The following is a 22363-nucleotide window of genomic DNA, read 5'->3' as shown; positions in this document are numbered from 1 at the left end:
GGTCACCCGGAGAGTTTGACGGTGGCCGTGGCGAAGGTGGGCAGGTTGAACTCCACCTCGGTGGTACCAGCAGGCGGTGCCGGGAACTGCGCGAAGAACGGAACGACCTGGCCCGCCTCGATGATGGCCAGGCCTGTGGTGCACAGACACCGGCCTTCCGTGTCGCGCAGCACGTAGTAGCGCTTCTTTCCCGCTTTGTCGACCAAGGTCACGCCGGCAACGGATACGCCGCTGGCGTTGAGTTCGTTCCCCCGCCAGGGCGCGGTGTTCACGAATGGCGACGTTCCCGTGTTTTTGAGCTGACCGCTCACGGTCAGAAAGCCTCCGGCTTCGCGGGCGGCCGAATTGATGGTCAGGACCATCCCGCCTTCCCCGTTCACCGTCGCGATGACCTGCGTCGGGGTGGGCGTCGCCACAGGAGCACTGCTCTGTGTGCCTCCGGCCGGGGACTCTGATGTCTCAGGCTTGGGGTCGGCCTGGGGCTTGTTGTCGTCTCCGCCGCCGCATCCGGCCAATGTGAGGGCCAATACCGCCGCAACAGCCATGGCCGCTCCCCCCTGGACCTTCACCACGTGCCGCATGCTCATTTACGCCGCTTCCTCATTCCGTCGTTCGTTGTCAGTCGACCAGTCGCACGGCAAAGAGTGTCCTTGCCAACGTGCGCCACGGTTCAGGCTTCGCAGGGTCAAACCTGATGACGCCGCCCTTGCACTTGATCTCGACCGAGCTCGGCTTCTCCTCACTGCCGGGCGACGGTGTCGGCGATGGCTCGCCGACGGACCCGCCCAACTGGCAGCGTGGTTCGATGACTGCCGTCGCATCGGCCGTACCGTGCCGACCGCTGACTCCGGGGACCACCGAGTCTCCTACCGTGCCCGTGGTCTCCACTTCGACCCTGAAGCGCGGCAGACCGGGGTCACAGCTGACGGCCGTGGCGTCGTTCTTCGCGGCGAAGTCCCGAGCGGCGCCGCAGGCTCCCCCCGCGTACAAGAGATCGCCCTCAAGGATCTCCTTCCAGTCCTCGGGTTTGAGCGTGATTAGGTCAACTCCTGGCACGAGGTGGTCCCTGGCATCACCCGCTGCCGCCAGTGCCGCAGCATCGGCAGCACCTTGCGCGTCACTCCGCACCACTGAAGCCTGTCCGACGGCGAAGAACGCCAACGCAGCGAAGAGCAGACCTGCCACCACGACCACATAGATGGGGAAAGCCTGCCCGCGCTCGTCACGCAAACCCGGCCATATCACTTGCCGGCTGTGATACTCGCAACCGCAGCTGTGATCTTGGTGGTGATGGCTTGCCCGATGCCCGTACCGACCATCGCCCCGATGATCACCACGACCACCAGGATGATCCCCAGATACTCGAAGGCGGTCTGGCCGCGATCCCCCGCGCCTCTCCCCGCGTACCGCTTCCGCATCCTCGCCAGGGTGTTCTGCAACATGAAAGTTCCCTCCCGGGCCGGTGCCACTGCTGGTTTGCGGACGGTACGGCGAGTCACCGGTCGTAACCAAGGGTCCCGGGGCCCAAATACGGACCCATCGCGCACTCCGTCTACCCATGACCGGTCACTCCTGGACGGGCGGTTCCCAGCCAGCGGGCTATGGCCTCGCTGCGCGTGGTGCTGTGGAGTTTGGCGAAGATGCGGTTGATGTGGTTCTTGACCGTCTTCTCGCTGATGAAGCAGGCGGCCGCGATCTGCTGGTTGTTCATCCCGGACGCGATCAGATCCATGATCTCCACCTCCCGCGAACTCAGCCCGAAGACAACAGAGTTGTGCATCCGCTCAGACGAGGGTGCCACAGTTCGTTGCTGTTGCGAAGAGGTGCGGAGTTCGGACAGGAGGGCGCTTGCCGCCGTCGGGGTGAAGTGGGGGCGGCCCTCGGGGGCGTCGCGGACGGCGCGGAGCAGGTCGGGCGCCGTGAACTCGCCGTGCACCAGGTAGCCGCCCGCGCCCAGCAGCAGGGTTTCGCAGACGATTTCGGACTCACGGCTGTACGTCAGCATCAGTACGGGCGCCAGCTGCACGAGGTGCGGCAGGGCGGAGATGCCGTCCACCCCCGGCATCCGGACGTCCAGCAGGACCACGTCCGGGGCGTGCCGGCGGGTCAGGCTCAGGGCCTCGCGGCCGTCCGACGCCTGGGCTACGACCTCGATGTCCTCGGCCTCGCACAGGATCGCCGCCAGGCCCGCCCTGATGACCGGGTTGCCATCGGCGATCAGCACGCTCAGTCGGGCGGCCACGGCTCAGCCACCCCCGAACAGCGCGTCGAAGTCGACGTTCGCGCCGTAGACGAATCCGCAGACCAGCAGGATCAGCGTGCCCGGCAGCATGAACATGGTGACGGCGAACGTGGCCTTCGGAACGGCCCGCGCCGCCCGCCGGCGGGCGTTCTGGGCGTCCGTGCGCCGCATGTCGTCGGCGATCGCGATCAGGGTGTCCACGATCGGGGAGCCGAGTTCCTCGCCCTGCTGGAGGGCCGTCACGAACTGCGCGACCTGTTCGCTGTCGTTGCGGCGGCGCAGCTCGTCGAAGGCCTGGCGTCGGCTCACGCCCATGTCCATCTGCTGCAGCGTGATCCGGATCTCGTCCGCCCACGGGCCCTCGTACTTGTGCGCCACCCGCTCCAGCGCCTGCCGGAAGCCGAGCCCCGCGCTGACCACGACCGCGAGCACGTCCAGGAAGTCCGGCAGGGTCCGCTCGATGTGGTCGCGGCGGACCCGGATCGCCGACCACAGCCCGACCTCGATCCAGAACAGGCCGAAGGCCACCATCAGCAGGGCCGGTACGAGCTGTCCGTTGATCAGCATCGAGAAGGCGCCCAGGGCGCCGAGGGCTCCGTACACCGCGCGGCGCGCCGCGTAGCGGTCGATCGTCAGGCCCGCCGGGTTGCCCGCCATGTCGATCTGGCGGCGCTTGCGGGCCACCCGGCCCGGTCCCATCGCGCGCAGGACCGCCGGGGCCCAGCGGATGCCCATCCGGTCCACCAGCGAGCCGACGGCCGTCGTACGCGTGGCGCCGACCTCCAGCGCCAGCGCGAGGTCGGTCGGGAGTTTGACGTCGGCCCGGTAGAGCCGGATCCCGTGGAAGGCACCGAGGACGGACAGCGCCACGGCCAGGGCCAGGAGGAGAGCGATCACGACGGCAGCCCCCTCAGACGTCGATCTTGGACAGGCGGCGGATGAGGATGAAGCCCAGGGCGAAGAGGCCGAGGGCGATCAGCACCGCCGTCTGGCCGACGAAGGCACCCGTCATACGGTCCAGCGCGCCCGGCATCATCATGTCCACCAGCAACAGCGAGCCCAGGCCGATGGCAGGGACCAGGTACGCCGTCACCGTGACCTGGGACAGCTGGGTACGGATCTCCCGGCGGGTCTCCTTGCGCTGCTCCAGGGTCACCGTGAGGTTGCGCAGGCTCTCCACGATCGTGCCGCCCGCGCGGGCCGACAGGACGAGGGTGGAGACCAGGACGACCAGCTCCCGGGAGGGCAGCCGCTGGGTGAGTTCGCCCAGGGACTCCTCGATGGAGTGGCCGACGGCGAGGCGGTTGGCGACGCGCGCGAGTTCCTCGCCCGCCGGTGCCTCCAGCTCCTCCGCCGCCATGCCGATGGCCGTACGCAGGGCCAGCCCGGCATGGGTGGCGTTGGCGAGGATGCGGGCCAGGTCGGGTAGCTGGTTGATGAACCGCTCGGTGCGGCGCGTCCGCTGCCAGTTGAGGAACGCGTTCGCCGCCCACAGGCCGATCAGGCCGGCCACCGGCCCGAAGAACGGGGCCAGGAAGGACGCGGCGACCAGCCAGGTGGCGGCGACCGCGGCGCACATGTAGACGAAGAACTCCCCGACCGTCAGGTCGAGACCGGTCACCGCGAGCTTGATCTCGATGCGCCGGCCCAGCTTCGTCTTGCGCAGCCGCCGGTCCACGCCGGCGAAGCGCCGCCGCCGGCCCGCGGCCGCCGGCGCACCGGTCGCCGAGAGCCGTTCGACAAGCGCGGCGCGCTGGGCGCGGCCCGCCGCGTAGGCGTGGACGCCGAGGACCACGAACAGGCAGGCCAGCAGTGTGGTGCCGAGGGTGAGGAGGATGAGTGGGTTCACAGGGCGGTCCGGGTGACGCGGGGGGTGGTGAGGGGGCCGGTGAGGGGGTCGTCGTCGGGCGGGGCCACCCCGAAGGCCTGGGGGATGGGCTGGTTGTTCATGTAGAGGCGTTCCGCGATGAAACGGGGCAGCGGGTAGTACTCGAAGTAGCCGTGGACGCGCGAGTCCGCCCCCATCGGCTGCGCCGCGAACCGGCAGACCGTCGTGATCCGGAACGCCTCGCGGCCGTGCGACTCGAGGACGGAAATCTCCGTGATGCGGCGCGAGCCGTCCCCGAATCGGGTGAGCTGCACGATCACGTTGACGGCGCTGTTGATCTGGTCCTGGAGCGCCTCGAACGGGATCTCGACCTCCGACATGGAGGCGAGGGTCTGCAGGCGCATCAGCGCGTCGGCGGAACTGTTCGCGTGCACGGTGGCCAGGGAGCCGTCGTGGCCGGTGGACATGGCCTGGAGCATGTCGAGGGTCTCGCCGCCGCGGACCTCGCCGACGATGATGCGGTCGGGGCGCATGCGCAGGGAGTTGCGTACGAGGTCGCGGATGGTGATCTGCCCCTTGCCCTCGACGTTCGGGGGCCGGGATTCGAGGCGGATGACGTGCGCCTGCTGGAGCTGGAGCTCGGCGGAGTCCTCGATGGTGATGACGCGCTCGCCCTCCGGGATCAGGCCGGAGAGGGCGTTGAGGAGGGTCGTCTTGCCGGTGCCGGTGGCGCCCGAGACGATCAGGTTCATCTTCGCCGCGACCAGCCCCGACAGCAGCAGGAGCATCTGCTCATCGAGCGAGCCGAGGGCGATCATCTCGTGCAGGGTGAAGGCCCGCGGGAAGCGGCGGATGGTGAGGGTGGCGCCGGTCAGGGACAGCGGCGGGATGATCACGTTGACCCGCTCGCCGCTGGGCAGCCGGGCGTCGACCATCGGGTTGGCCTCGTCGACCCGGCGGTTGACCGTGGAGACGATGCGCTCGATGGTCTGCATCAGCTGTTCGTGCGAGGCGAAGCGCAGCGGGAGCTGCTCCACGCGGCCGGAGCGCTCCACGAAGATCTGGTCGGGCCCGTTGACCATGATCTCGGAGATCGACGGGTCCTCCAGGAGCGGTTCGAGCACGCCGAGGCCGAGGGCCTCGTCGACGACGCGGCGGATCAGCTGCGCGCGCTCGACGGTGGAGAGGACGGGCCCCTCGCGGCTGATGATGTGGCCGAGCACGCGCTCCAGGCGCGCCCGGCGCTCGGCGGGCGCGAGCGCGGACATCTCGGCGAGGTCGATCTCCTCCAGCAGCTTGGCGCGGTACGAGGAGACCAGGCGGCCGTCCTCACGCGGGCTGTGGCGGTCGTCGGGGGTGTTGACCCGGGAGCGCAGGCTCATGGTCGGGGGCCCTTCGGGTCGTCGTTGGGCATGACGGCGGTGGCCGACGCCCTGTGCGCGTCGAGGCCCGGCACGATGGAGTTCGCGGTGAGGGTGACCGTCACGCTGATGGCGTCGGCCGAGTTGGACCACTCGAAGGCGGCGGTGGAGGCCAGGCCACCGCTGATCGCCGCCCGGCCCGCAGCTTCGCCCCCCCGGCCCTTCTGGGCCTGGACGCGCGCGGCGGTACGGGCCGCCGTGTCCGCCTGTTCCTCGGCGTACGCCACCCAGCCCAGCTGGATCCCGCACAGCGCGACGAACAGCAGGATCGGCACGAAACCGATGTACTCGATGGCCACTTGGCCCCGGTCGGAGCGCCACTTCCGCTTCCGGTTCATGTCACTCCTTCTCCATCGCCGCGCCACCCGTGCCCTTGATCTCGCCGAAGTTGAGCCCCGGGTAGAAGACGGGAATCTTGAGCGTCACCGTCGCCTTGTAGATGTCGCCGGAGCGATCGCAGTCCGCCTCCATGGCCCACGCGGCCGAGATGTGCTCCCCCGCCGCCGTCACGCAGTCCGCGCGCTTCCCGGTCACCGCCCCCGCCCGCGCCGCCTCGTCCGCCGCGTTGCCCGCCAGGGAGAACGCGTAGCCGATCAGGACGCACTCCCACACCGCCGCCACGAGCAGCAGGATCAGCGGCACCGTGCCGACGAACTCGATCGCCACCTGGCCCCGGTCCCGGCCCCGCGCCCCCCTCCGCGGCGACATGGCTCAGCCCTCCCGGCCACGGCGCAGGCGGGCCACCGGGCCCGCGGCGCGGACCGCCAGCGAGGCGCCGGCCGGCCGCGGATGCGGGGCTTCGGAGGCCGACAGCAGGCCCAGCTCCCCCGCCAGGGCCCACAGGGCCTGCTTGACCGTGGAGCGGTTGTCCAGGTCCTGGACCCGGCCCGCGTCCACCACCGCCTGGAGTTCCTTGAAGGCCGCCGGGACCGGGGTGCGGGTGGCCCGGGTCTTGGTGATCTTCTCGATGAGGGCGGGCTGTATCTCGGTGTGCTTGGTCCAGCGGTTGACGACCATCGTCGTGTCCTCCGCCTTGCGCACCTGGAGCCGCTCCCACATCCGGACCATCCGCTTGGCCGCCCGCACCGCGACCACGTCCGGGGTGGTGACCAGCACCGCCACGTCGGCCGTCTCCACGGCGGCGGCGTTCGCGCCGGTCATCTGGGTCCCGCAGTCGATGACGACGAGTTCGTAGCGGGCGCGCAGGGCGGCGATGACGAGCCGGGCGGCCCGTTCGTCGACCTCCTCGCCGCGTTCCCCGTCCGCCGGGGCCAGCAGCAGGGCCACGCCCGTGCGGTCGTCGTACACCGCGTCCTGCAGGACGCGCGGGGAGATGTCCTGGATGCCGGCGAGGTCGGCGATCGAGCGCCGGAACTGCACGTCGAGGTAGGAGCCCACGTCGCCGGCCTGGAGGTCCAGGTCGACCAGTGCGGTACGCCGCCCCGAGGCGGCCGCGGCCAGCGCGAACTGCACGGCGGTGAAGGTGGTTCCCACGCCGCCCTTGGCCCCGGTGACGGTGACCACCCGCCCGCCGGGCCCGGACGGGGCCTCGACCGCGCCCCGCCCGAGGTGGCGGCGTACGCCCACGGACCACTGGGAGGCGGCCTGGACGCGGGCCGCGAGTTCCTCGTAGGTGAGGGGAAGGCCGATCAGGCCCCGCGCGCCCGCGTCCATGGCCGCGGAGAAGAGCGCCGGCCCGGCGTCGGAGGTGATCAGGACGACGCCGACGGCCGGGAAGCGCAGCGCCACGTCCCGGATGAGTTCCAGGACGGGCGCCGGGCCGATGCGCTCGTGGACGAGGACGACCTCGGGGAGTTCGTCGATCGACTGGGCGGCGAGCCGGCCCAGGGTGTCCAGCAGGGCGGTGGAGTCGGGGACGGGGACGGCCGGCTCGGAGTCCGGGAGCTGGCTGAGCAGGGTCACCAGGGCGCGCGCGGCGTCCGGATCGCCGGCGGCGGGGAGGATTCGGGTGGTCATCGGGGCCGCCTCACTTGTCCCCGTCGAGGGTGTACGTACGGTCGCCCGGGCTCGGGGCCGAGTCGGTGCCGGGGGCCACCAGGGCCAGGCGGACGTGCTCCGCGAAGGACTCGGCGTACGCGACGCGCTGGGTGTCCTTGGTGTTCAGGGCGAAGGTGATGGGGACGGCCTCGGCCGGGCCCTTGCGGTCGGTCTCCTTGTCGAGGGCGGTGAGCTTGCCGACGCCCAGGACCCGGGCGTTGGCGACGATGATCACCGAACGGGAGGGGTCGGTGTCCTTGGCGCCCTTGAAGGTGGCGATGATGTTGACCTTGGCACCGGAGGTGATCTTGCCCGCCACGCCCGTCGCCGCGTCGATCATGATGGCGATCTCCTGCTCACCGGGCTGGAGCTGGGGCCGGTCCACGAACATGTCCGCCTGGAGCAGCGAGCCCTTCTTCAGGGTGGTCAGCGCGATCTTGTCCTTGAGGGCGCCGAGGTCGGTGACGGCGGTCTCCGACAGCCACCGCTCGGGGACCGTGACCTCCTCGAACTGCCCGGCCGAGAGCGGGCTGTACGGGGCGATGTCGCCCTTGACGCGGTACGCGACGACCTCCGACCCGACCTTGGAGTTGACGTCGCCGATCACCACGAGGACTCCGGCGAAGGCTCCCAGGGCGCACAGGACCGACAGGAGCAGCAGAATGACGCCGCGGCGCTGGCGTGAGTTCATGGTCCGTACTACCTCGCCGTTCTTCGTTCGTTCGTCGGGCCGGATCGGTCAGGGTCTGGAGCCGGCGGTGCTCGCCGGGTCGGCCGGCGGGGGCGGTGCGTTCAGCGGTGCGGCGCAGAACCCGCAGCGGTCGCCGATGAGTTCGAAGCCGCACCAGCGGCATTCCTCGCGGCGGACCGAGCCGACCAGCTGGTAGAGGACGGAGAGGTCCGGGATGCCGGCGGCGAACTCCACCAGTTTCTGGGTGCCCCACCAGGCGGGTGACGCGGCGGGCAGCGGGTTCTCCATGACGCCGTGCACCTGCCAGGCGGGGCCGAGTTCGGCCGCGACCCAGTCGGAGGTGAGCTGTCCGCGTGCGAAGGTGAGGTGGGTGGCGAACTCGGGCCCGGCGGGGAGGACGGCCCCGGCCCCGTGCGCCCCTCCGGAACCTCCGGAACCTCCGGAACCTCCGGAACCGCCTGCACCACCGGCCCGCCCCGGCCCCCCGGAGCCGCCCAGCCTGGCCAGGTGCGGCGTCGGATGGGCGAGTACGGCGAACTGCGCGCTCGGCGACCAGGACCGGGCGTGCGCCTTGAGCCCGACCGGGACCCGGTCGAGTTTGGCGACCGAGCCCAGCAGGGCGCCCGCGTAGATGTAGTGGGACAGCAGCCGGGCCGCGGAGGCGATGACTCCCGGGCTGAAGTCGCAGACGCTGAGCTGGCGCAGCTGACGCACCAGCAGGGCCGTGCCCAGCGGCGGCAGATCGACGTCGACGAGCGCGATCCGGTCGGTTTCGAGGATGGCGCGGACGGTGTGCTGCCGCTGGACGGTGGCTCGCGGCAGCCAGGCCGGTACGACGGCCACGAGATGGCCGTGGCGCTCCAGCAGGGCGCTGGTCCGGGCGAGCGCGCCGGCGAGGTCGAGCTCCTCGGGCGGGGGCAGCACGGCGGCCCCGGGCGTGTGCCGGTCAGGGGCCGGAAGGACCAGATCGGCGCTGGTGACAGCGATGGCGGTCGGCACGCGAATCCCCCCGTTCACCCCGTGCGCCACGGCCGTTCGCTGAGCCGCCGCACACACGCACACCCTGCGCGACCGCAAACGATCGACGCTCTTCCCCCTTGCCTCAGCACCATAACCGCGTCACCGCCGGCAGGGCAGGGGCTTGGAAATACCCGTGCCGCGAGCACGTGTCACAGGTGGCGGGAAACCCGGACAACAGGGATCGGACGATCGAGCATTTCCAGCCACATTGCAAAGACTCTTGACATGGAGATTGGTCTGGACCAACTTGGCTCCGCCAGGCCTTTTCCGGGGCGCCCCCACCTGCCCCCGCACTCCTCATCCCCTTCCTCCCCCCACCGGAGCCCACGTGAACCGCATACGCTCCCTCGCCCTTCTGGCCGCCGCCGCCCTCGCCGCGGGCGGCCTCACCGCCTTCGCCACCGGCACCGCGCACGCCGCGGACGTCAACGTCGCCCGCAACGGCGGCTTCGAGTCCGGTCTCGCCAACTGGTCCTGTTCCGGCGGAAGCGGCGCTTCCGTCTCCTCGCCGGTCTACGCCGGAGCGGGCGCCCTCAAGGCCACGCCGGCCGGGTCCGACAACGCCCGGTGCAGCCAGACCGTCACGGTCAAGCCGAACTCCACGTACACGCTGAGCACCCAGGTCCAGGGCAGCTACGTCTACCTCGGCGCGACCGGGACCGGCACCCAGGACGTCTCCACCTGGACCCCCGGCTCGGGTTCGGGCTGGCAGAAGCTCTCCACCACCTTCACCACCGGCCCCGGCACCACCCAGGTCACCGTCTACACCCACGGCTGGTACGGCCAGCCGGCCTACGTCGTCGACGAGTTCAGCGTCTTCGGCCCGGACGGCGGCGGCGGCACGGACCCCGGCCCGTCCGTCCCCGGCGCCCCGGCCGGTACCGCTGTTTCCGGACAGAGCGCGAGCGGACTCACCCTTTCGTGGAACGCGGTCAGCGGGGCCGCCGGCTATCACGTGTATCAGGACGGCGTCCGCGTCCGCACGGTGTCCTCGGCGAGCGCCCAGATCACCGGGCTCGCGGCCTCGACCTCGTACGCGTTCCAGGTCAGCGCGTACAACGCGGCGGGCGAGGGCCCCAAGTCCGCGTCCGTCACGGGCACCACGACCGGGGGCGGGGAACCGAACCCGAATCCGGCCGTTCCCCGGCACGCGCTGACCGGCTATTGGCAGAACTTCAACAACGGCGCGACCGTCCAGAAGATCTCCGACGTCTCCGCGCAGTACGACATCATCGCCGTCTCCTTCGCCGACGCCACGGCCACGCCGGGCGCCATCACCTTCAACCTCGACTCGGCCGGACTCGGCGGCTACACGGTCGCCCAGTTCAAGGCGGACATCGCCGCGAAGAAGGCGGCCGGCAAGTCGGTCATCCTCTCCGTCGGCGGCGAGAAGGGGACCATCACGGTCAACGACTCCGCCTCCGCGACCAACCTCGCGAACTCGGCGTACGCGCTGATGCAGGAGTACGGCTTCACCGGCATCGACATCGACCTGGAGAACGGCCTCAACCCGACCTACATGACGCAGGCCCTGCGCGCGCTGTCGGCGAAGGCGGGCCCCTCGCTCGTCATCACCATGGCCCCGCAGACCATCGACATGCAGTCCACGCAGGGCGGCTACTTCAAGACGGCGCTCAACATCAAGGACATCCTGACCGTCGTCAACATGCAGTACTACAACAGCGGCTCGATGAACGGCTGCGACGGCAAGGTCTACTCGCAGGGCTCGGTGGACTTCCTCACCGCCCTCGCCTGCATCCAGCTGGAGGGCGGCCTCGACCCCTCCCAGGTGGGCATCGGCGTCCCGGCCTCGCCGAGCGGGGCGGGCAGCGGCTACGTCTCCCCGACCATCGTCAACAACGCCCTGGACTGCCTGACCCGGGGCACGAACTGCGGCTCCTTCAAGCCGTCCAAGACCTACCCCGGCCTGCGCGGCGCGATGACCTGGTCGACCAACTGGGACGCCAAGGCGGGTAGTGCCTGGTCCAACGCGGTGGGTCCCAAGGTCCACAGCCTCCCCTAGGCGGTAGGTGTGGGGGTGGCCGGTTCGGGTCGGCGGGACACCGCGCGGTATTGACCTGGACATGCCACGAGAGCACGCTGTGCGCGTCCGCACGGCTACCCCCACACTCCCCACCCAGGAGAACGCATGCGGCTCCACTACCGCCGAAGGGCCGCCGTCACGGCGGCCCTGCTGGCGCTCGCGCTGGGCGCACCCGCCTACGGCATGAGCGCCACGGCCTCGCCACCACCCACCCCGTCCACCGCCACCCAGGACGAGGCCGTCGTCCAGTACCGGATCCACGGCCCCGCCACCGCGACCGACCGCACCGCCCTGCTCCGTACGGGCGTGTCCATCGACGAGGTGGACGACCACACGGTCGTGGTCAGCGCCGACACCATGCAGGCCAAGAACCTGCGCTCACTGGGCTACCAGCTCACCGCACTGCCCGGCCCGCCGGACCGCTCCCTGCCCGGGGTCGCGGCCGGTCCCATGGACTTCCCGTCGGCGGACTCCCGCTACCACAACTACGCCGAGATGAACGCCGAGATCGACCAGCGCCTCGCGCAGTACCCCGGGATCATGAGCAAGCGGGTGATCGGGAAGTCGTACCAGGGCCGCGACCTCATCGCCATCAAGATCAGCGACAACGTGGCGACGGACGAGGCCGAGCCCGAGGTCCTCTTCACCCACCACCAGCACGCCCGTGAGCACCTGACCGTGGAGATGGCGCTGTACCTGCTCAAGGAGTTCGGCTCCAAGTACGGCACCGAGTCCCGGATCACCAACGCCGTCAACGGCCGCGAGATCTGGATCATCCCGGACCTCAACCCGGACGGCGGCGAGTACGACATCGCCACCGGGTCCTACCGCTCCTGGCGCAAGAACCGCCAGCCCAACTCCGGCTCCTCCTACGTCGGCACGGACGAGAACCGGAACTGGAACTACAAGTGGGGCTGCTGCGGCGGCTCCAGCAGCAGCAAGAGCTCCGAGACCTACCGCGGTCCGGCCGCCGAGTCGGCGCCCGAGGTGAAGGCCGTCTCGGACTTCGTGCGCAGCCGCGTGGTCGGCGGCAAGCAGCAGATCAAGGCCGCGATCGACTTCCACACGTACAGCGAACTGGTGCTGTGGCCCTTCGGCTACACCTACAGCGACACCGCGCCGGGCCTGACCGCCGACGACCTCGCCGCCTTCAAGAAGGTCGGCACCAGCATGGCGGCGAGCAACGGCTACACCCCTGAGCAGTCCAGCGACCTGTACATCACGGACGGCACGATCGACGACTGGCTGTGGGGCTCCCAGAAGATCTTCGGCTACACCTTCGAGATGTACCCGGCCAGCTCGGGCGGCGGCGGCTTCTACCCGCCCGACGAGGTGATCGACCGCGAGACCGCCCGCAACAAGGACGCGGTGCTCCAACTGCTGGAGAACGCGGACTGCATGTACCGCTCGATCGGCAAGGAAGCCCAGTACTGCACCGCCTGATCCCCCGCACGCACGAACCGGGGCGCCCCACCGCCAGGGGGGCGCCCCTCCGCGTGCTCAGCCGAGGACGGCCAGGGCGTCGATCTCGATGAGCAGGCCGGCCGGCAGGCCCACGTACACGGTGGTCCGGGCGGCCGGGGCCTCCTTGAGTCCCTGCTCCTCGAAGTACGCGTTGTAGAGCTCGTTCATCTCGGCGAAGTGCGCGGTGTCGGTGAGATAGACGCGGATCATCATCACGTCGTCCCAGCCGGCGCCGCCCGCCTCCAGGACCGAGCGGACGTTCTCCAGCGTCTGGAGGGTCTGCTCGCGCAGCGTCGGCCCGGACGGGGTGGGCGGCTGCCCCTCGATGTGCGGGAGGAAGCCGACCTGCCCGGCGACCTGGAGGATGTTCCCCTTGCGCACGCCGTGCGAGAAGCGGGCGGGCGGCGTGGTGTGGGTGCCGGGGGTGATGGCGGTCTTCTCGCTCACGAGTCCTCTTCCTGTACGTGTCCCGGTCCCGGTTCCGGTTCCGGTGATCCCGAGTAGTCCCGGCTGACCGCGTCGGCGGCGGCGCGCACCAGCGGCAGCAGCTCGACGAGCCCCTCGGCGGTGACCACCACACTGGGCGCGGAGACGGACAGCGCGGCGACGACCCGCCCGTCCGGCCCGTACACGGGCGCGCCGAGGCAGTTGATGGACTCCTCGTGGCCCCCGAGGTCGGCGGCCCAGCCCTGCTCCCGTACGAGGTCCAGCTCGCGCAGGAAGGCGGCGGCGTCGGGGGTGGAACGGGCGGTGTAGCGCGGATAGTCGATCCGCTCGGCCAGGCTCCTGCGCTCGCCCTCGGGCAGGTCGGCGAGGAGCAGCTTCGCGACGGCGGCGACGGTGAGGGGGACGGGCTTGCCGATGCGGGAGTACATGCGGACCGGGTAGCGGCTGTCGACCTTGTCGACGTACACGACCTCGTCGTCCTGGAGGAGGGCGAGGTGGACGGTGTGCCCGGTGGCCTTGTTCAGCGCGCGCAGGTGGGGGTGCGCGATCTCCCGTACGTCGAGGTTCTCGACGGCCTCGGCGGCGAGCGCGAACAGCCGCGCGCCGAGCCGGTAGCGGCCGTCGGCCTGCCGGTAGACGAAGCCGCGCTCGTGCAGGGTGCGCAGGAGGCGCAGCGCGGTGCTCTTGTGCACGCCGAGCTCTTCGGCGACCTCGCCGAGGCCGGCCGGGCCCTTGGCCAGCAGCGGCAGGATCCCGAGCGCCCGCTCCACGGACTGGCTCATCCCTCGTCCTCTCGTACGGCCACGGCAGCCCCCGGGGTCCACCGGTCCCGGACTCCGCCCGGGCCCTCGGCGCCGTACGTTGACCCACCGTCACCCGGGATGTTAGACAGCATGCAGCGGCATACGCAACGACCGTTGCAGACAGCGCAACCCCGGGAGGGCAACCCATGGACAGCGACCCCGTCAAGGACCTCGCCGACGAGCCGGTCGACCACCGGTTCAAGGGTCTCCCCCCGGACGCCCACACCGCCGGCCTCACCGTCGGCCAGCTCACCGCACAGCGCCGGGACCTGCACACGGGCGGATTCACCACGCCCGTCCTGACCCTCGACGCGGACGCGCTGGAACACAACCTCACCGCCCTCGGCACGTACGCGGCCCGCCACGCCCTCGCCTTCGCCCCGCACGGCAAGACCTGCATGGCCCCGCAGCTCTTCCGCCGTCAGCTGGACCACGGCGCGTGGGGCATCACGGCGGCCGTCCCCCACCAGGCCCGCGTCTACCGCGCCTTCGGCATCCAGCGCGTCTTCCTCGCCAACGAACTCGTCGATCCCGCCGCCCTGCGCTGGGTCGCCGCCGAGCTCGCCGCCGACCCCGGCTTCCGCTTCGTCTGCTACGTCGACTCCGTGCGCGGCGTCCACCTCATGGACCGCGCCCTGCGCGACGCGCCCGCCGTCATCGACGTCGTCGTCGAGCTCGGCGCCGGCGAGGGCGCCCGCACCGGCGCCCGCAGCGACGCGGACTGCCGCGCCGTCGCCGACGCGGTCGCCGACGCCGCCACCCTGCGCCTCGTCGGCATCGCCGGCTACGAGGCCGAGGTCCCCGACGCCGACCCGGAGCGCGTCCACGCGTACCTGCGCCGCCTCACCGGCCTCGCCGTCGAGTTCGACAAGGCCGGCCGGTTCGACGCGTACCCGGACCTCGAGGAGATCATCGTCAGCGCCGGCGGCTCCGCCTGGTTCGACGCCGTCGCCGACGCCTTCGGCGAGATGCCCGAGCTCTCCCGCCCCACCCTCAAGCTGCTCCGCTCAGGCGCCTACGTCTCCCACGACCACGGCTGGTACACCCGCCTCACCCCCTTCAACCGCCACCCCGAAGAGGGCGGCCTGCGCCCCGCGTTCCGGCTCTGGACCCAGGTCGTCTCGCGCCCCTCCCCCACCCAGGCCTTCGTGAACGCCGGCAAGCGCGACATCGCCTACGACCTCGGCCTCCCCACCGCCGAACTGGTCCGCGACGCCCTCACCGGCGAGGAGCGGCCCGCCGCCGGCGTCCGCGTCGTCAAGCTCTCCGACCAGCACGCCTGGCTGGAGACCGACTCCCCCGACGACGTCCAGGTCGGCGACTGGGTGGCCCTCGGCATGTCCCACCCCTGCACCATCTTCGAGAAGTGGCCGCTGATCCCGGTGGTGGAGTCCGACGGCACGGTCAGCGACTACGTCCGCACCTTCTTCTAGGCCCGGCGCGTGGACCTCGTCGTCCGCGGGGCCCGCGTCGTCGACGGCACGGGCGGGCCCTCGTACACCGCCGACGTCGGCGTGCACGAGGGCCGGATCGCCGAGATCGGCAGAATCTCCGGCGGGCGCCGGACCCTCGACGCGCACGGCCTCGCCCTCGCCCCCGGCTTCGTCGACATGCACGCCCACAGCGACCTCGCGCTGCTCCGCGACCCGGACCACAGCGCCAAGGCCGCCCAGGGCGTGACCCTCGAAGTACTGGGCCAGGACGGCCTGTCGTACGCCCCCGCCGACGACCGCACCCTGGCCGGGGTGCGGGCCGCCATCGCCGGCTGGAACGGTCCGGGGGACGACATCGACTTCGACTGGCGCACGGTCGGCGGCTACCTGGACCGCCTCGACCGCGCCCACGGCGGCCAGGGCTGCGCCGTGAACGCCGCCTACCTCGTGCCCCAGGGCACCGTCCGCGCGTACGCCGTCGGCTGGGACGACCGCCCGGCGACCGGGGCCGAGCTGGACCGGATGCGGCAGCTGGTCGCCGACGGCCTGGCCCAGGGCGCCGTCGGCATGTCCTCGGGACTGACCTACACCCCCGGCATGTACGCCTCCGGAGGCGAACTGACCGAGCTGTGCCGCGTGGTGGCCCGGTACGGCGGCTACTACTGCCCCCACCACCGCTCGTACGGCCGCGACGCCCTCGCCGCCTACGCCGAGATGGTCGCCCTCAGCCGCGACGCGGGCTGCGCCCTGCACCTCGCGCACGCCACCATGAACTTCGCGGAGAACCGGGGCCGGGCCCCCGAACTGCTCGCCCTGCTCGACGCGGCCCTGGCCGACGGCTGCGACATCACCCTCGACAGCTACCCGTACACCCCCGGCTGCACCACGCTCGTCGCCCTGCTGCCCAGCTGGGCGAACGAGGGCGGCCCGGAGGCGGTCCTGGCCCGGCTGCGCGACGACGCCGAGGCCGAGCGGATCCGGTACGCGCTGGAGGTGACGGGCGCCGACGGCTGCCACGGGGTGCCCGTCGACTGGTCGACGATCGAGATCGCCGGCACCGCCGACCCCGCCTTCGCCCGGTACGCCGGCACGCGCCTGGACGGCTGGGACACCGCCCGGCGGCTGCTGATCGGCGACCGGCTCGCGCCGTCGGTGCTCCAGCACGTGGGGCACGAGGAGAACGTCCGGGCGATCATGCGCCACCGCGTCCACACGGGCGGCTCCGACGGCATCCTCCAGGGCGCGAAGCCGCACCCGCGCGCCTACGGCACCTTCCCGCACTACCTCGGGCACTACGTCCGCGAGCTCGGCGTGCTCTCCCTCGAGGAGTGCGTCGCGCACCTTGCGGGCCGCCCGGCCGCCCGGCTGCGCCTGCCCGACCGGGGGCTGGTCCGCGTCGGGCACCGGGCCGACCTGGTCCTCTTCGATCCGGACACGGTCGCCGCCGGGTCCACGTACGAGAAGCCGCGCGCGCTGCCCACCGGCATTCCGCACGTGCTGATCGACGGCCGGTTCGTGATGCGGGACGGGCGGCGCACGGACGTCCTGGCGGGGCGCTCGGTACGGCGCACTCCCCGCACTCCCCGCACCCGTCCAGCGTGACGACCAAGGCGCGACAAGGCCACGCCGGGGCATGGCCGGGCATGGCAGGGGCATGTGCGCGGGGGCACATAGGATGAACCGATGGTCGCCTTCGCCCTCGCCGCGCTGTTCTTCCTCGCCTTCTGCGTCAGCGCCCGCAGGGACCGCCGACGCTTCCTCAACGCGGTGCTGTTCGGCCTGACCTTCATCACCTCCTCCTTCGCCCTGCTCCTCCAGGTGCCGCAGCTGCCGCGGTGGCTGGCCATGCCGGTGATCCTGCTCGTCTTCGCCTTGCCCACGCTCGGCATCCTGGCGCTCGGAGTCTTCCTCGTCGTCAACGGCCTGACGATGGTCCGCAAGGAGGGCGCCCGCCCGCCCAACCTGCTGTCGATGGCGGCCGGGCTCGGCATCTTCGGGATGATCACGCTGCTGCTGCTCGTGGGCCGGTACGGCTCCACGGTCGCGCACGGCATCGCGGCCACCCTCACCCTGGTCGTCGCCTACGTCTCCTTCATCTTCCTGTGCTTCCTCGGGTACGCCTTCCTGTACGGGCGGATCAAGGTGCGCGGCGATGTCGACCACGTGGTGATGCTGGGTTCGGGCCTGGTCGCCGGCGACCAGGTCCCGCCGCTGCTGGCCTCCCGGCTGCGCAAGGGGCAGGCCATCTACGCGGCCCAGCTGGCCCGGGGCAGCCGGCCGCCGGTGCTGCTGGTATCGGGCGGCAAGGGCTCGGACGAACGGGTCTCCGAGGCTCGCGCGATGGCGGACTGGCTGATCGAGGTGGGCGGGGTGCCGGCGGAGCACGTCCGGCTGGAGGAGCAGTCGCGCACGACGGAGGAGAACATGCGGTTCTCCCGGGAACTGATGCTGGCGGACGACCCCGGCTACCGGTGCGTGGTGGTCACCAACGACTTCCACGCCTTCCGCGCCGCGATGATGGCCCGCAAGACCGGGGTGAACGGACAGGTGCTGGGCTCGCCGACGGCGAGGTACTTCTGGCCGACCGCCACGATCCGCGAGTTCGTCGCGGTGTTCTGGGAGCACAAGGCCGTGAACCTGGGGATCTGCGGCCTGCTGGTGGCCGTCGGAGCAGCGGTCACGGTCGCCGCCTGACGGGGGCGGGGCTCGGTGGGCCCGGGCCGTTCGGGTCGAGGTGCGTTCATGGAGCCGCCGCCGGAGGATGGGGCCATGGAACACCGGGGGACACCGGAGGAGGTACGCGATGGACAGTGAATCGGACGAGCAGCCCACACGGTCGGACCGGCTCTTCACGGGCGGGGAGCGGCCGTACGACCCCGAGGACCTCGTGATGGCGACCGGACACGACCCGACTCCGGAGCGGATCGAGAAGGCGCGCCAGCTCATCGAGAAGGAAGGTCCGCAGGTCATCGAGCGGTATCTGCCGTAACGCTCCGTACGTGCGCGGGCGCCTCGTACGCGTAGGGACGTACGCGCACGCGCATGCACGCTGCTGACTGCTGACGATCCCGGCCCGAGGTCGCCCCTCGGGCCGGGATCGTCTGCGGAGAGGGTGACCGGGGGTGCGGCCGGTCCGAACCGCATCCAGACTTGGTGAAGTCTCGTTAGCCGTCCGGGGACCACGACCCTAAGGACAGGTGAATGCAAGCTCTCGATGTCGACTGGGACCACCCCGCGGACCCACGGCCCGGCCCGCAGCTCGACCACGTCCGCGCCTACGTCAGTACGGCGGGCGCCGACGGCCACCTGTGGCACGGAGTGCCCACCCTGCTGCTCACCACCATCGACCGCGCCACCGGCCGGACGGTGCGCACCCCGCTGATCTACGGCGAGGACGCGGACCGCCTGATCGTCGTGGCCGCCGCGTACGGCGCCCCGGAACACCCGGCCTGGTACCAGAACCTCGCCGCCGACCCGGAGGTCCGCATCCAGGTCGGCGCGACCGTCTCCCGCGCCCTGGCGCGGCCGGCCACGCCGGTGGAGCGGGAGACGTACTGGGACATGATGACGGGCCTGTGGCCGGCGTACGAGGACGACCAGACGGCCGCTGCGCCGCGCGTGATCCCGCTGGTGATCATCGAAAGCAGAAACGGTTGGTCGGACCGCTAGCCGTCGAAGCGGACGGAACGCACCAGCAGGCGGTCGGTGGCGGGCCGGCCGTTCGGCCGCAGCAGCCAGTCGGGCCCCTCGCAGTCGGCCCCGACGAACACGGTCACCCAGGAGTCGGTCCGGTTGTACGGGGCGAAGCCGGGCTCGACGTCGTCGGAGCCGACCACGTCGAGGTTGACGCACGCCCCGCCGTCGGGGTCGTGCAGGGTGCCGGTCGCGGCTGCGCCCCGCGGCGTGCCGCCCGCTGCGGGGCACCTGCGGCGTCCGTCACGAGCGGTCGTAGACGGTGACCTCCACGTCCCGCGCGCAGAGGGCCTCGGTGATGAGCGGCTCGATGCGCGACCACTTCCCCCCGGCGAGCCCGCACCCGATGCGCGGCATGTGGACCCCGGCGCCCAACTCGACGGCGTGATCGGCCAACGCGGCGAGGCAGCGCGCGACGGCGTCGTACCGGATCGGCGGACCCGCGCTCCCGGTGCGCATCCCCCGCTGAGCGACCATGTTGGCCACCCACACATCGGGCTTCACCCGCACCACCTGCACGGCCCCGAGCCCGAAGTCGTTTCCGCTGCGCCCCCGATGCCAGGCCCGGTACTCGGCCTCAGGCTCCGCCCACCGCCGCGAAACGGCAACCACGAACCCCTTGCCCCAGCCCCCGATGTCATTGCAGACGTGCGCAATGACCTTGGGCCCCTTGGCCTGCGGACTTGTCGCATCGCCGGCGATGATCCTGAGCGGTTTCATGCCGAAAAGATAGGCGAGGGCACCGACAGGGGTTGGGGGGTGGGGGCCCTGATCAGCCCCAGCCGGACTCAGGCCCCCGCCGTCCTCGAAGCCCCGCCCGCCGTCCTCACAGGTACTCCCGGGCGAACTCCACCGCCCATTCCACCGCCGCCACCGGGACGCTGCCCGCCTGTGGGGGGACGGTGAGACGGGCCGTCTCCCAACCCTGGCCGTGCTCGCGGTGGATCGCGAAGCGTCCCTGGTCCGTGGCCGCCGGGCCGAATACCAGGAACTCGATCGCCCGGTCGTCGCCGTCCAGGCCGATCGTGGTGATCGCCATGTCACCGACTACGAACTCCATTGGCCCACGCTCCTCGCCCCTCGCACCGCGCCGCTCGCCGCCCGGTAGCCGCCGTTCCGGACCCTCAGCCTCCCCCCACCACCGGCCCGCCGCATGAGCCCGCGTACTCAACCCTCGTACTCAGCCCGCATACCCCCGCCCACTCCTCACCCCACCCCCCCCCCCCCACCCCCCCATCGTGACGAGCGCAACACCCCCGACCCCCCATCCCCCGCCCCCCACTCATTCCGCAGGTCCCAACACGACGCGGCCCCGGATTCCAAGGGCGTACCGCGCCGACACCCAACCATTGCCCGAAACGGGACATATCCCTCCCCGCCCCACCCGCCCAAATGACGCGCCACGCCCCCGCCCGGGCCCGTAAGCTCCCGTCATGCAGGTGATCCAGTCAACGAAACTCGCCAATGTCTGCTACGAGATCCGCGGCCCCGTGCTCGAAGAGGCGATGCGGCTCGAAGCAGCAGGTCATCGCATCCTCAAGCTCAACACCGGCAACCCCGCGGCCTTCGGCTTCGAGTGCCCGCCGGAGATCCTCGAGGACATGCTCCGCAACCTGGGGAACGCCCACGGTTACGGGGACGCGAAGGGGCTGCTCTCCGCGCGCCGCGCGGTCATGCAGCACTACCAGACCAAGGGCATCGACCTGGACGTCGAGGACATCTACCTCGGCAACGGCGTTTCCGAGCTGATCCAGATGTCGATGCAGGCGCTGCTCGACGACGGTGACGAGGTCCTCGTCCCCGCGCCGGACTACCCGCTGTGGACCGCCTCCGTCTCGCTCGCCGGCGGCACGGCCGTGCACTACCGGTGTGACGAGCAGGCCGACTGGATGCCCGACCTCGCCGACATCGAGCGCAAGGTCACCGACCGCACCCGCGCCATCGTGATCATCAACCCGAACAACCCGACCGGTGCCGTCTACGACGACGAGATGCTGCGCGGCCTCACGGACATCGCGCGCCGCCACAACCTGGTCGTCTGCTCGGACGAGATCTACGACCGGATCCTCTACGACGGAACGACCCACACCAACACGGCCGCCATCGCGCCGGACCTGCTCACCCTGACCTTCAACGGGCTGTCCAAGAACTACCGCGTCGCCGGCTTCCGGTCCGGCTGGATGGCGGTCTGCGGCCCCAAGAAGAACGCCTCGTCGTACATCGAGGGCCTGACGATCCTGGCCAACATGCGGCTGTGCGCGAACATGCCCTCGCAGCACGCCGTCGCCACCGCCCTCGGCGGCCGGCAGTCGATCGAGGACCTGGTGCTTCCGGGCGGGCGGCTGCTGGAACAGCGCGACACGGCCTACGACCTGCTGACGCAGATCCCCGGCATCACCTGTGTGAAGCCGAAGGGCGCCCTGTACCTCTTCCCGAAGCTCGACCCCGCCGTCTACAAGATCAAGGACGACCGGCAGATGGTCCTCGACCTGCTGCGGGCCGAGAAGATCATGGTGGTGCACGGTACGGGATTCAACTGGCCCGAGCCCGACCACTTCCGGATCGTGACGCTGCCGAACGCGAAGGATCTGGGTGACGCGGTGACGCGGATCGGGAACTTCCTGGAGGGCTACGGGCAGCCGTAGGGGCGGGGCCGGTAGGCCGCGCCGCCGGGGGCCCGCGGCCGTATCCCCTGGTCCCCGAGCCGTGGTTGAACCTCGGCAGGATCCAGCTCAACTTTAGAACGATTCCAATGTAGGATGGTCTCCTGACCCAGGCAGGAGGCCACCTCATGTACGAGCCGAGCCGCACCAAGCCGGTCGTCCACCGCATGGGCGCCGCCAGTGCCGACTACCCGCACCGCAGCCGCGGCGAAGCCTTGGACGTGCAGCTGGCCGGGCACCTCGGGGCCCTGCTGGCCGTCACGGACGAGCTCGGCCTCGACGAGGCCGCCGCGCGCATCGCCGCCCAGGTCGCGCGGCTGCGCGGGGCGCAGCCCGCCCGCGCGCCGCAGTCGGGCGGCGCCCCGGACCGCACGGCCCTGCACCAGCGGGCGCACGACCTCGCCGCCCGCGCGCTGCTCGTCGCCGCGTCCCGCGCCGACACCACCGTCGCGATCCTCGCCGCCGAGCGGATGGACGCGCACGCCGCCGCCCTCACGTCCCAGGACTTGGCCGGCGCCCTCTGACGGCCCCGGTCCGGGGCCGCGGAGGCTCCGGACCGGGCGCCATACCCCTGCGGGGAGCCCTGCGGATCACAGGCAGCCCCCGCCAGGCCGGG

General features: G+C 71.3%; 26 protein-coding genes. 9 read left to right on the top strand and 17 right to left on the bottom strand.

Annotated features, from left to right (window positions below; translation table 11 throughout):
• Positions 1-2 precede the first annotated feature (2 nt).
• From BGK67_RS22210 to BGK67_RS22155, 12 genes are all read right to left on the bottom strand, one after another.
• On the bottom strand, positions 3-587 hold the full coding sequence (locus tag BGK67_RS22210; protein WP_069921719.1) for a hypothetical protein: 585 nt from the start codon (positions 585-587) through the stop codon (positions 3-5).
• A gap of 31 nt (positions 588-618) precedes the next feature.
• Positions 619-1230: a pilus assembly protein TadG-related protein gene (locus BGK67_RS22205; protein WP_244291291.1), complete on the bottom strand. Its 612-nt coding sequence runs from the start codon at positions 1228-1230 to the stop codon at positions 619-621.
• Between the two features lie 11 nt (positions 1231-1241).
• The gene (locus BGK67_RS22200) at positions 1242-1442 is read right to left on the bottom strand and encodes a hypothetical protein (protein WP_069921718.1); all 201 of its coding nucleotides are present in this window, start codon (positions 1440-1442) and stop codon (positions 1242-1244) included.
• Positions 1443-1552: 110 nt separating this feature from the next.
• Entirely contained in the window at positions 1553-2242 is a 690-nt protein-coding gene (locus BGK67_RS22195) for a response regulator (protein ID WP_069921717.1), read from the bottom strand.
• A gap of 3 nt (positions 2243-2245) precedes the next feature.
• Complete coding sequence (locus BGK67_RS22190; protein ID WP_069924031.1) at positions 2246-3136, bottom strand: DUF5936 domain-containing protein; 891 nt, start codon at positions 3134-3136, stop codon at positions 2246-2248.
• A 16-nt stretch (positions 3137-3152) separates the two neighbouring features.
• Positions 3153-4091: a type II secretion system F family protein gene (locus BGK67_RS22185; RefSeq protein ID WP_069921716.1), complete on the bottom strand. Its 939-nt coding sequence runs from the start codon at positions 4089-4091 to the stop codon at positions 3153-3155.
• A complete protein-coding gene (locus BGK67_RS22180) occupies positions 4088-5452 on the bottom strand; it encodes a TadA family conjugal transfer-associated ATPase (RefSeq protein ID WP_069921715.1) in 1365 nt (454 codons plus the stop codon). The genes BGK67_RS22185 and BGK67_RS22180 overlap by 4 nt, the downstream gene beginning before the upstream one ends.
• A complete protein-coding gene (locus tag BGK67_RS22175; RefSeq protein ID WP_069921714.1) occupies positions 5449-5829 on the bottom strand; it encodes a TadE/TadG family type IV pilus assembly protein in 381 nt (126 codons plus the stop codon). Before BGK67_RS22175 ends, BGK67_RS22180 begins: the two co-directional genes overlap by 4 nt.
• A gap of 1 nt (position 5830) precedes the next feature.
• The gene (locus BGK67_RS22170; protein WP_069921713.1) at positions 5831-6199 is read right to left on the bottom strand and encodes a TadE/TadG family type IV pilus assembly protein; all 369 of its coding nucleotides are present in this window, start codon (positions 6197-6199) and stop codon (positions 5831-5833) included.
• 3 nt (positions 6200-6202) lie between these two features.
• Positions 6203-7468 carry a CpaE/TadZ family protein gene (locus BGK67_RS22165; RefSeq protein WP_069921712.1) on the bottom strand — a complete coding sequence of 422 codons (1266 nt, stop codon included), beginning with the start codon at positions 7466-7468 and terminating at the stop codon, positions 6203-6205.
• Between the two features lie 10 nt (positions 7469-7478).
• A complete protein-coding gene (gene cpaB, locus BGK67_RS22160; RefSeq protein ID WP_069921711.1) occupies positions 7479-8180 on the bottom strand; it encodes a Flp pilus assembly protein CpaB in 702 nt (233 codons plus the stop codon).
• 48 nt (positions 8181-8228) lie between these two features.
• Complete coding sequence (locus BGK67_RS22155) at positions 8229-9179, bottom strand: hypothetical protein (RefSeq protein WP_244291290.1); 951 nt, start codon at positions 9177-9179, stop codon at positions 8229-8231.
• 349 nt (positions 9180-9528) lie between these two features.
• On the opposite strand from BGK67_RS22155, the gene BGK67_RS22150 reads away from it, so the two are divergent.
• Together BGK67_RS22150 and BGK67_RS22145 are read left to right on the top strand one after the other, a co-directional pair.
• Positions 9529-11223 carry a chitinase gene (locus tag BGK67_RS22150; protein ID WP_069921710.1) on the top strand — a complete coding sequence of 565 codons (1695 nt, stop codon included), beginning with the start codon at positions 9529-9531 and terminating at the stop codon, positions 11221-11223.
• 126 nt (positions 11224-11349) lie between these two features.
• The gene (locus BGK67_RS22145) at positions 11350-12687 is read left to right on the top strand and encodes a M14 family metallopeptidase (RefSeq protein ID WP_069921709.1); all 1338 of its coding nucleotides are present in this window, start codon (positions 11350-11352) and stop codon (positions 12685-12687) included.
• Between the two features lie 57 nt (positions 12688-12744).
• Here BGK67_RS22145 and BGK67_RS22140 read toward each other — a convergent pair whose 3' ends face one another.
• Together BGK67_RS22140 and BGK67_RS22135 are read right to left on the bottom strand one after the other, a co-directional pair.
• Positions 12745-13155, bottom strand: coding sequence for a RidA family protein (locus tag BGK67_RS22140; protein ID WP_069921708.1), 411 nt, complete (start codon positions 13153-13155; stop codon positions 12745-12747).
• Positions 13152-13937, bottom strand: a complete 786-nt coding sequence (locus BGK67_RS22135) for an IclR family transcriptional regulator (RefSeq protein ID WP_069921707.1) — start codon at positions 13935-13937, stop codon at positions 13152-13154. The genes BGK67_RS22140 and BGK67_RS22135 overlap by 4 nt, the downstream gene beginning before the upstream one ends.
• Before the next feature lie 167 nt (positions 13938-14104).
• Between BGK67_RS22135 and BGK67_RS22130 the strand changes: the two genes are divergently transcribed.
• The 5 genes from BGK67_RS22130 (at position 14105) to BGK67_RS22110 (ending at position 19060) form a co-directional block, all read left to right on the top strand.
• Complete coding sequence (locus tag BGK67_RS22130) at positions 14105-15391, top strand: amino acid deaminase (protein ID WP_069921706.1); 1287 nt, start codon at positions 14105-14107, stop codon at positions 15389-15391.
• A 9-nt stretch (positions 15392-15400) separates the two neighbouring features.
• Positions 15401-16993, top strand: a complete 1593-nt coding sequence (locus tag BGK67_RS22125) for an N-acyl-D-amino-acid deacylase family protein (RefSeq protein ID WP_069921705.1) — start codon at positions 15401-15403, stop codon at positions 16991-16993.
• 81 nt (positions 16994-17074) lie between these two features.
• The gene (locus tag BGK67_RS22120) at positions 17075-18085 is read left to right on the top strand and encodes a YdcF family protein (protein ID WP_069921704.1); all 1011 of its coding nucleotides are present in this window, start codon (positions 17075-17077) and stop codon (positions 18083-18085) included.
• A 109-nt stretch (positions 18086-18194) separates the two neighbouring features.
• The gene (locus BGK67_RS22115) at positions 18195-18380 is read left to right on the top strand and encodes a hypothetical protein (protein WP_069921703.1); all 186 of its coding nucleotides are present in this window, start codon (positions 18195-18197) and stop codon (positions 18378-18380) included.
• 212 nt (positions 18381-18592) lie between these two features.
• Positions 18593-19060, top strand: a complete 468-nt coding sequence (locus BGK67_RS22110; RefSeq protein ID WP_069921702.1) for a nitroreductase/quinone reductase family protein — start codon at positions 18593-18595, stop codon at positions 19058-19060.
• Here the strand turns inward: BGK67_RS22110 and BGK67_RS38995 are convergent.
• The 3 genes from BGK67_RS38995 to BGK67_RS22095 all read right to left on the bottom strand — a co-directional run bounded on the left by BGK67_RS38995 (position 19057) and on the right by BGK67_RS22095 (position 20144).
• A complete protein-coding gene (locus tag BGK67_RS38995; protein ID WP_167739588.1) occupies positions 19057-19227 on the bottom strand; it encodes a hypothetical protein in 171 nt (56 codons plus the stop codon). The two genes, BGK67_RS22110 and BGK67_RS38995, sit on opposite strands and share 4 nt — an antisense overlap.
• Positions 19228-19327: 100 nt before the next feature.
• On the bottom strand, positions 19328-19804 hold the full coding sequence (locus BGK67_RS22100; protein ID WP_069921701.1) for a macro domain-containing protein: 477 nt from the start codon (positions 19802-19804) through the stop codon (positions 19328-19330).
• A gap of 106 nt (positions 19805-19910) precedes the next feature.
• Positions 19911-20144, bottom strand: coding sequence for a hypothetical protein (locus BGK67_RS22095; protein WP_069921700.1), 234 nt, complete (start codon positions 20142-20144; stop codon positions 19911-19913).
• A 373-nt stretch (positions 20145-20517) separates the two neighbouring features.
• Between BGK67_RS22095 and BGK67_RS22090 the strand changes: the two genes are divergently transcribed.
• Positions 20518-21729, top strand: coding sequence for a pyridoxal phosphate-dependent aminotransferase (locus BGK67_RS22090; protein ID WP_069921699.1), 1212 nt, complete (start codon positions 20518-20520; stop codon positions 21727-21729).
• Between the two features lie 146 nt (positions 21730-21875).
• The gene (locus tag BGK67_RS22085; RefSeq protein WP_069921698.1) at positions 21876-22271 is read left to right on the top strand and encodes an SCO4983 family protein; all 396 of its coding nucleotides are present in this window, start codon (positions 21876-21878) and stop codon (positions 22269-22271) included.
• Positions 22272-22363 lie beyond the last annotated feature (92 nt).

Origin of the sequence: Streptomyces subrutilus (genome assembly GCF_001746425.1) — a bacterium.
Taxonomy (GTDB): Bacteria; Actinomycetota; Actinomycetes; order Streptomycetales; family Streptomycetaceae; genus Streptomyces; species Streptomyces subrutilus_A.
The sequence above is the reverse complement of the archived record's forward strand: the minus strand, read 5'-3'. Positions and strand labels throughout refer to the sequence as shown.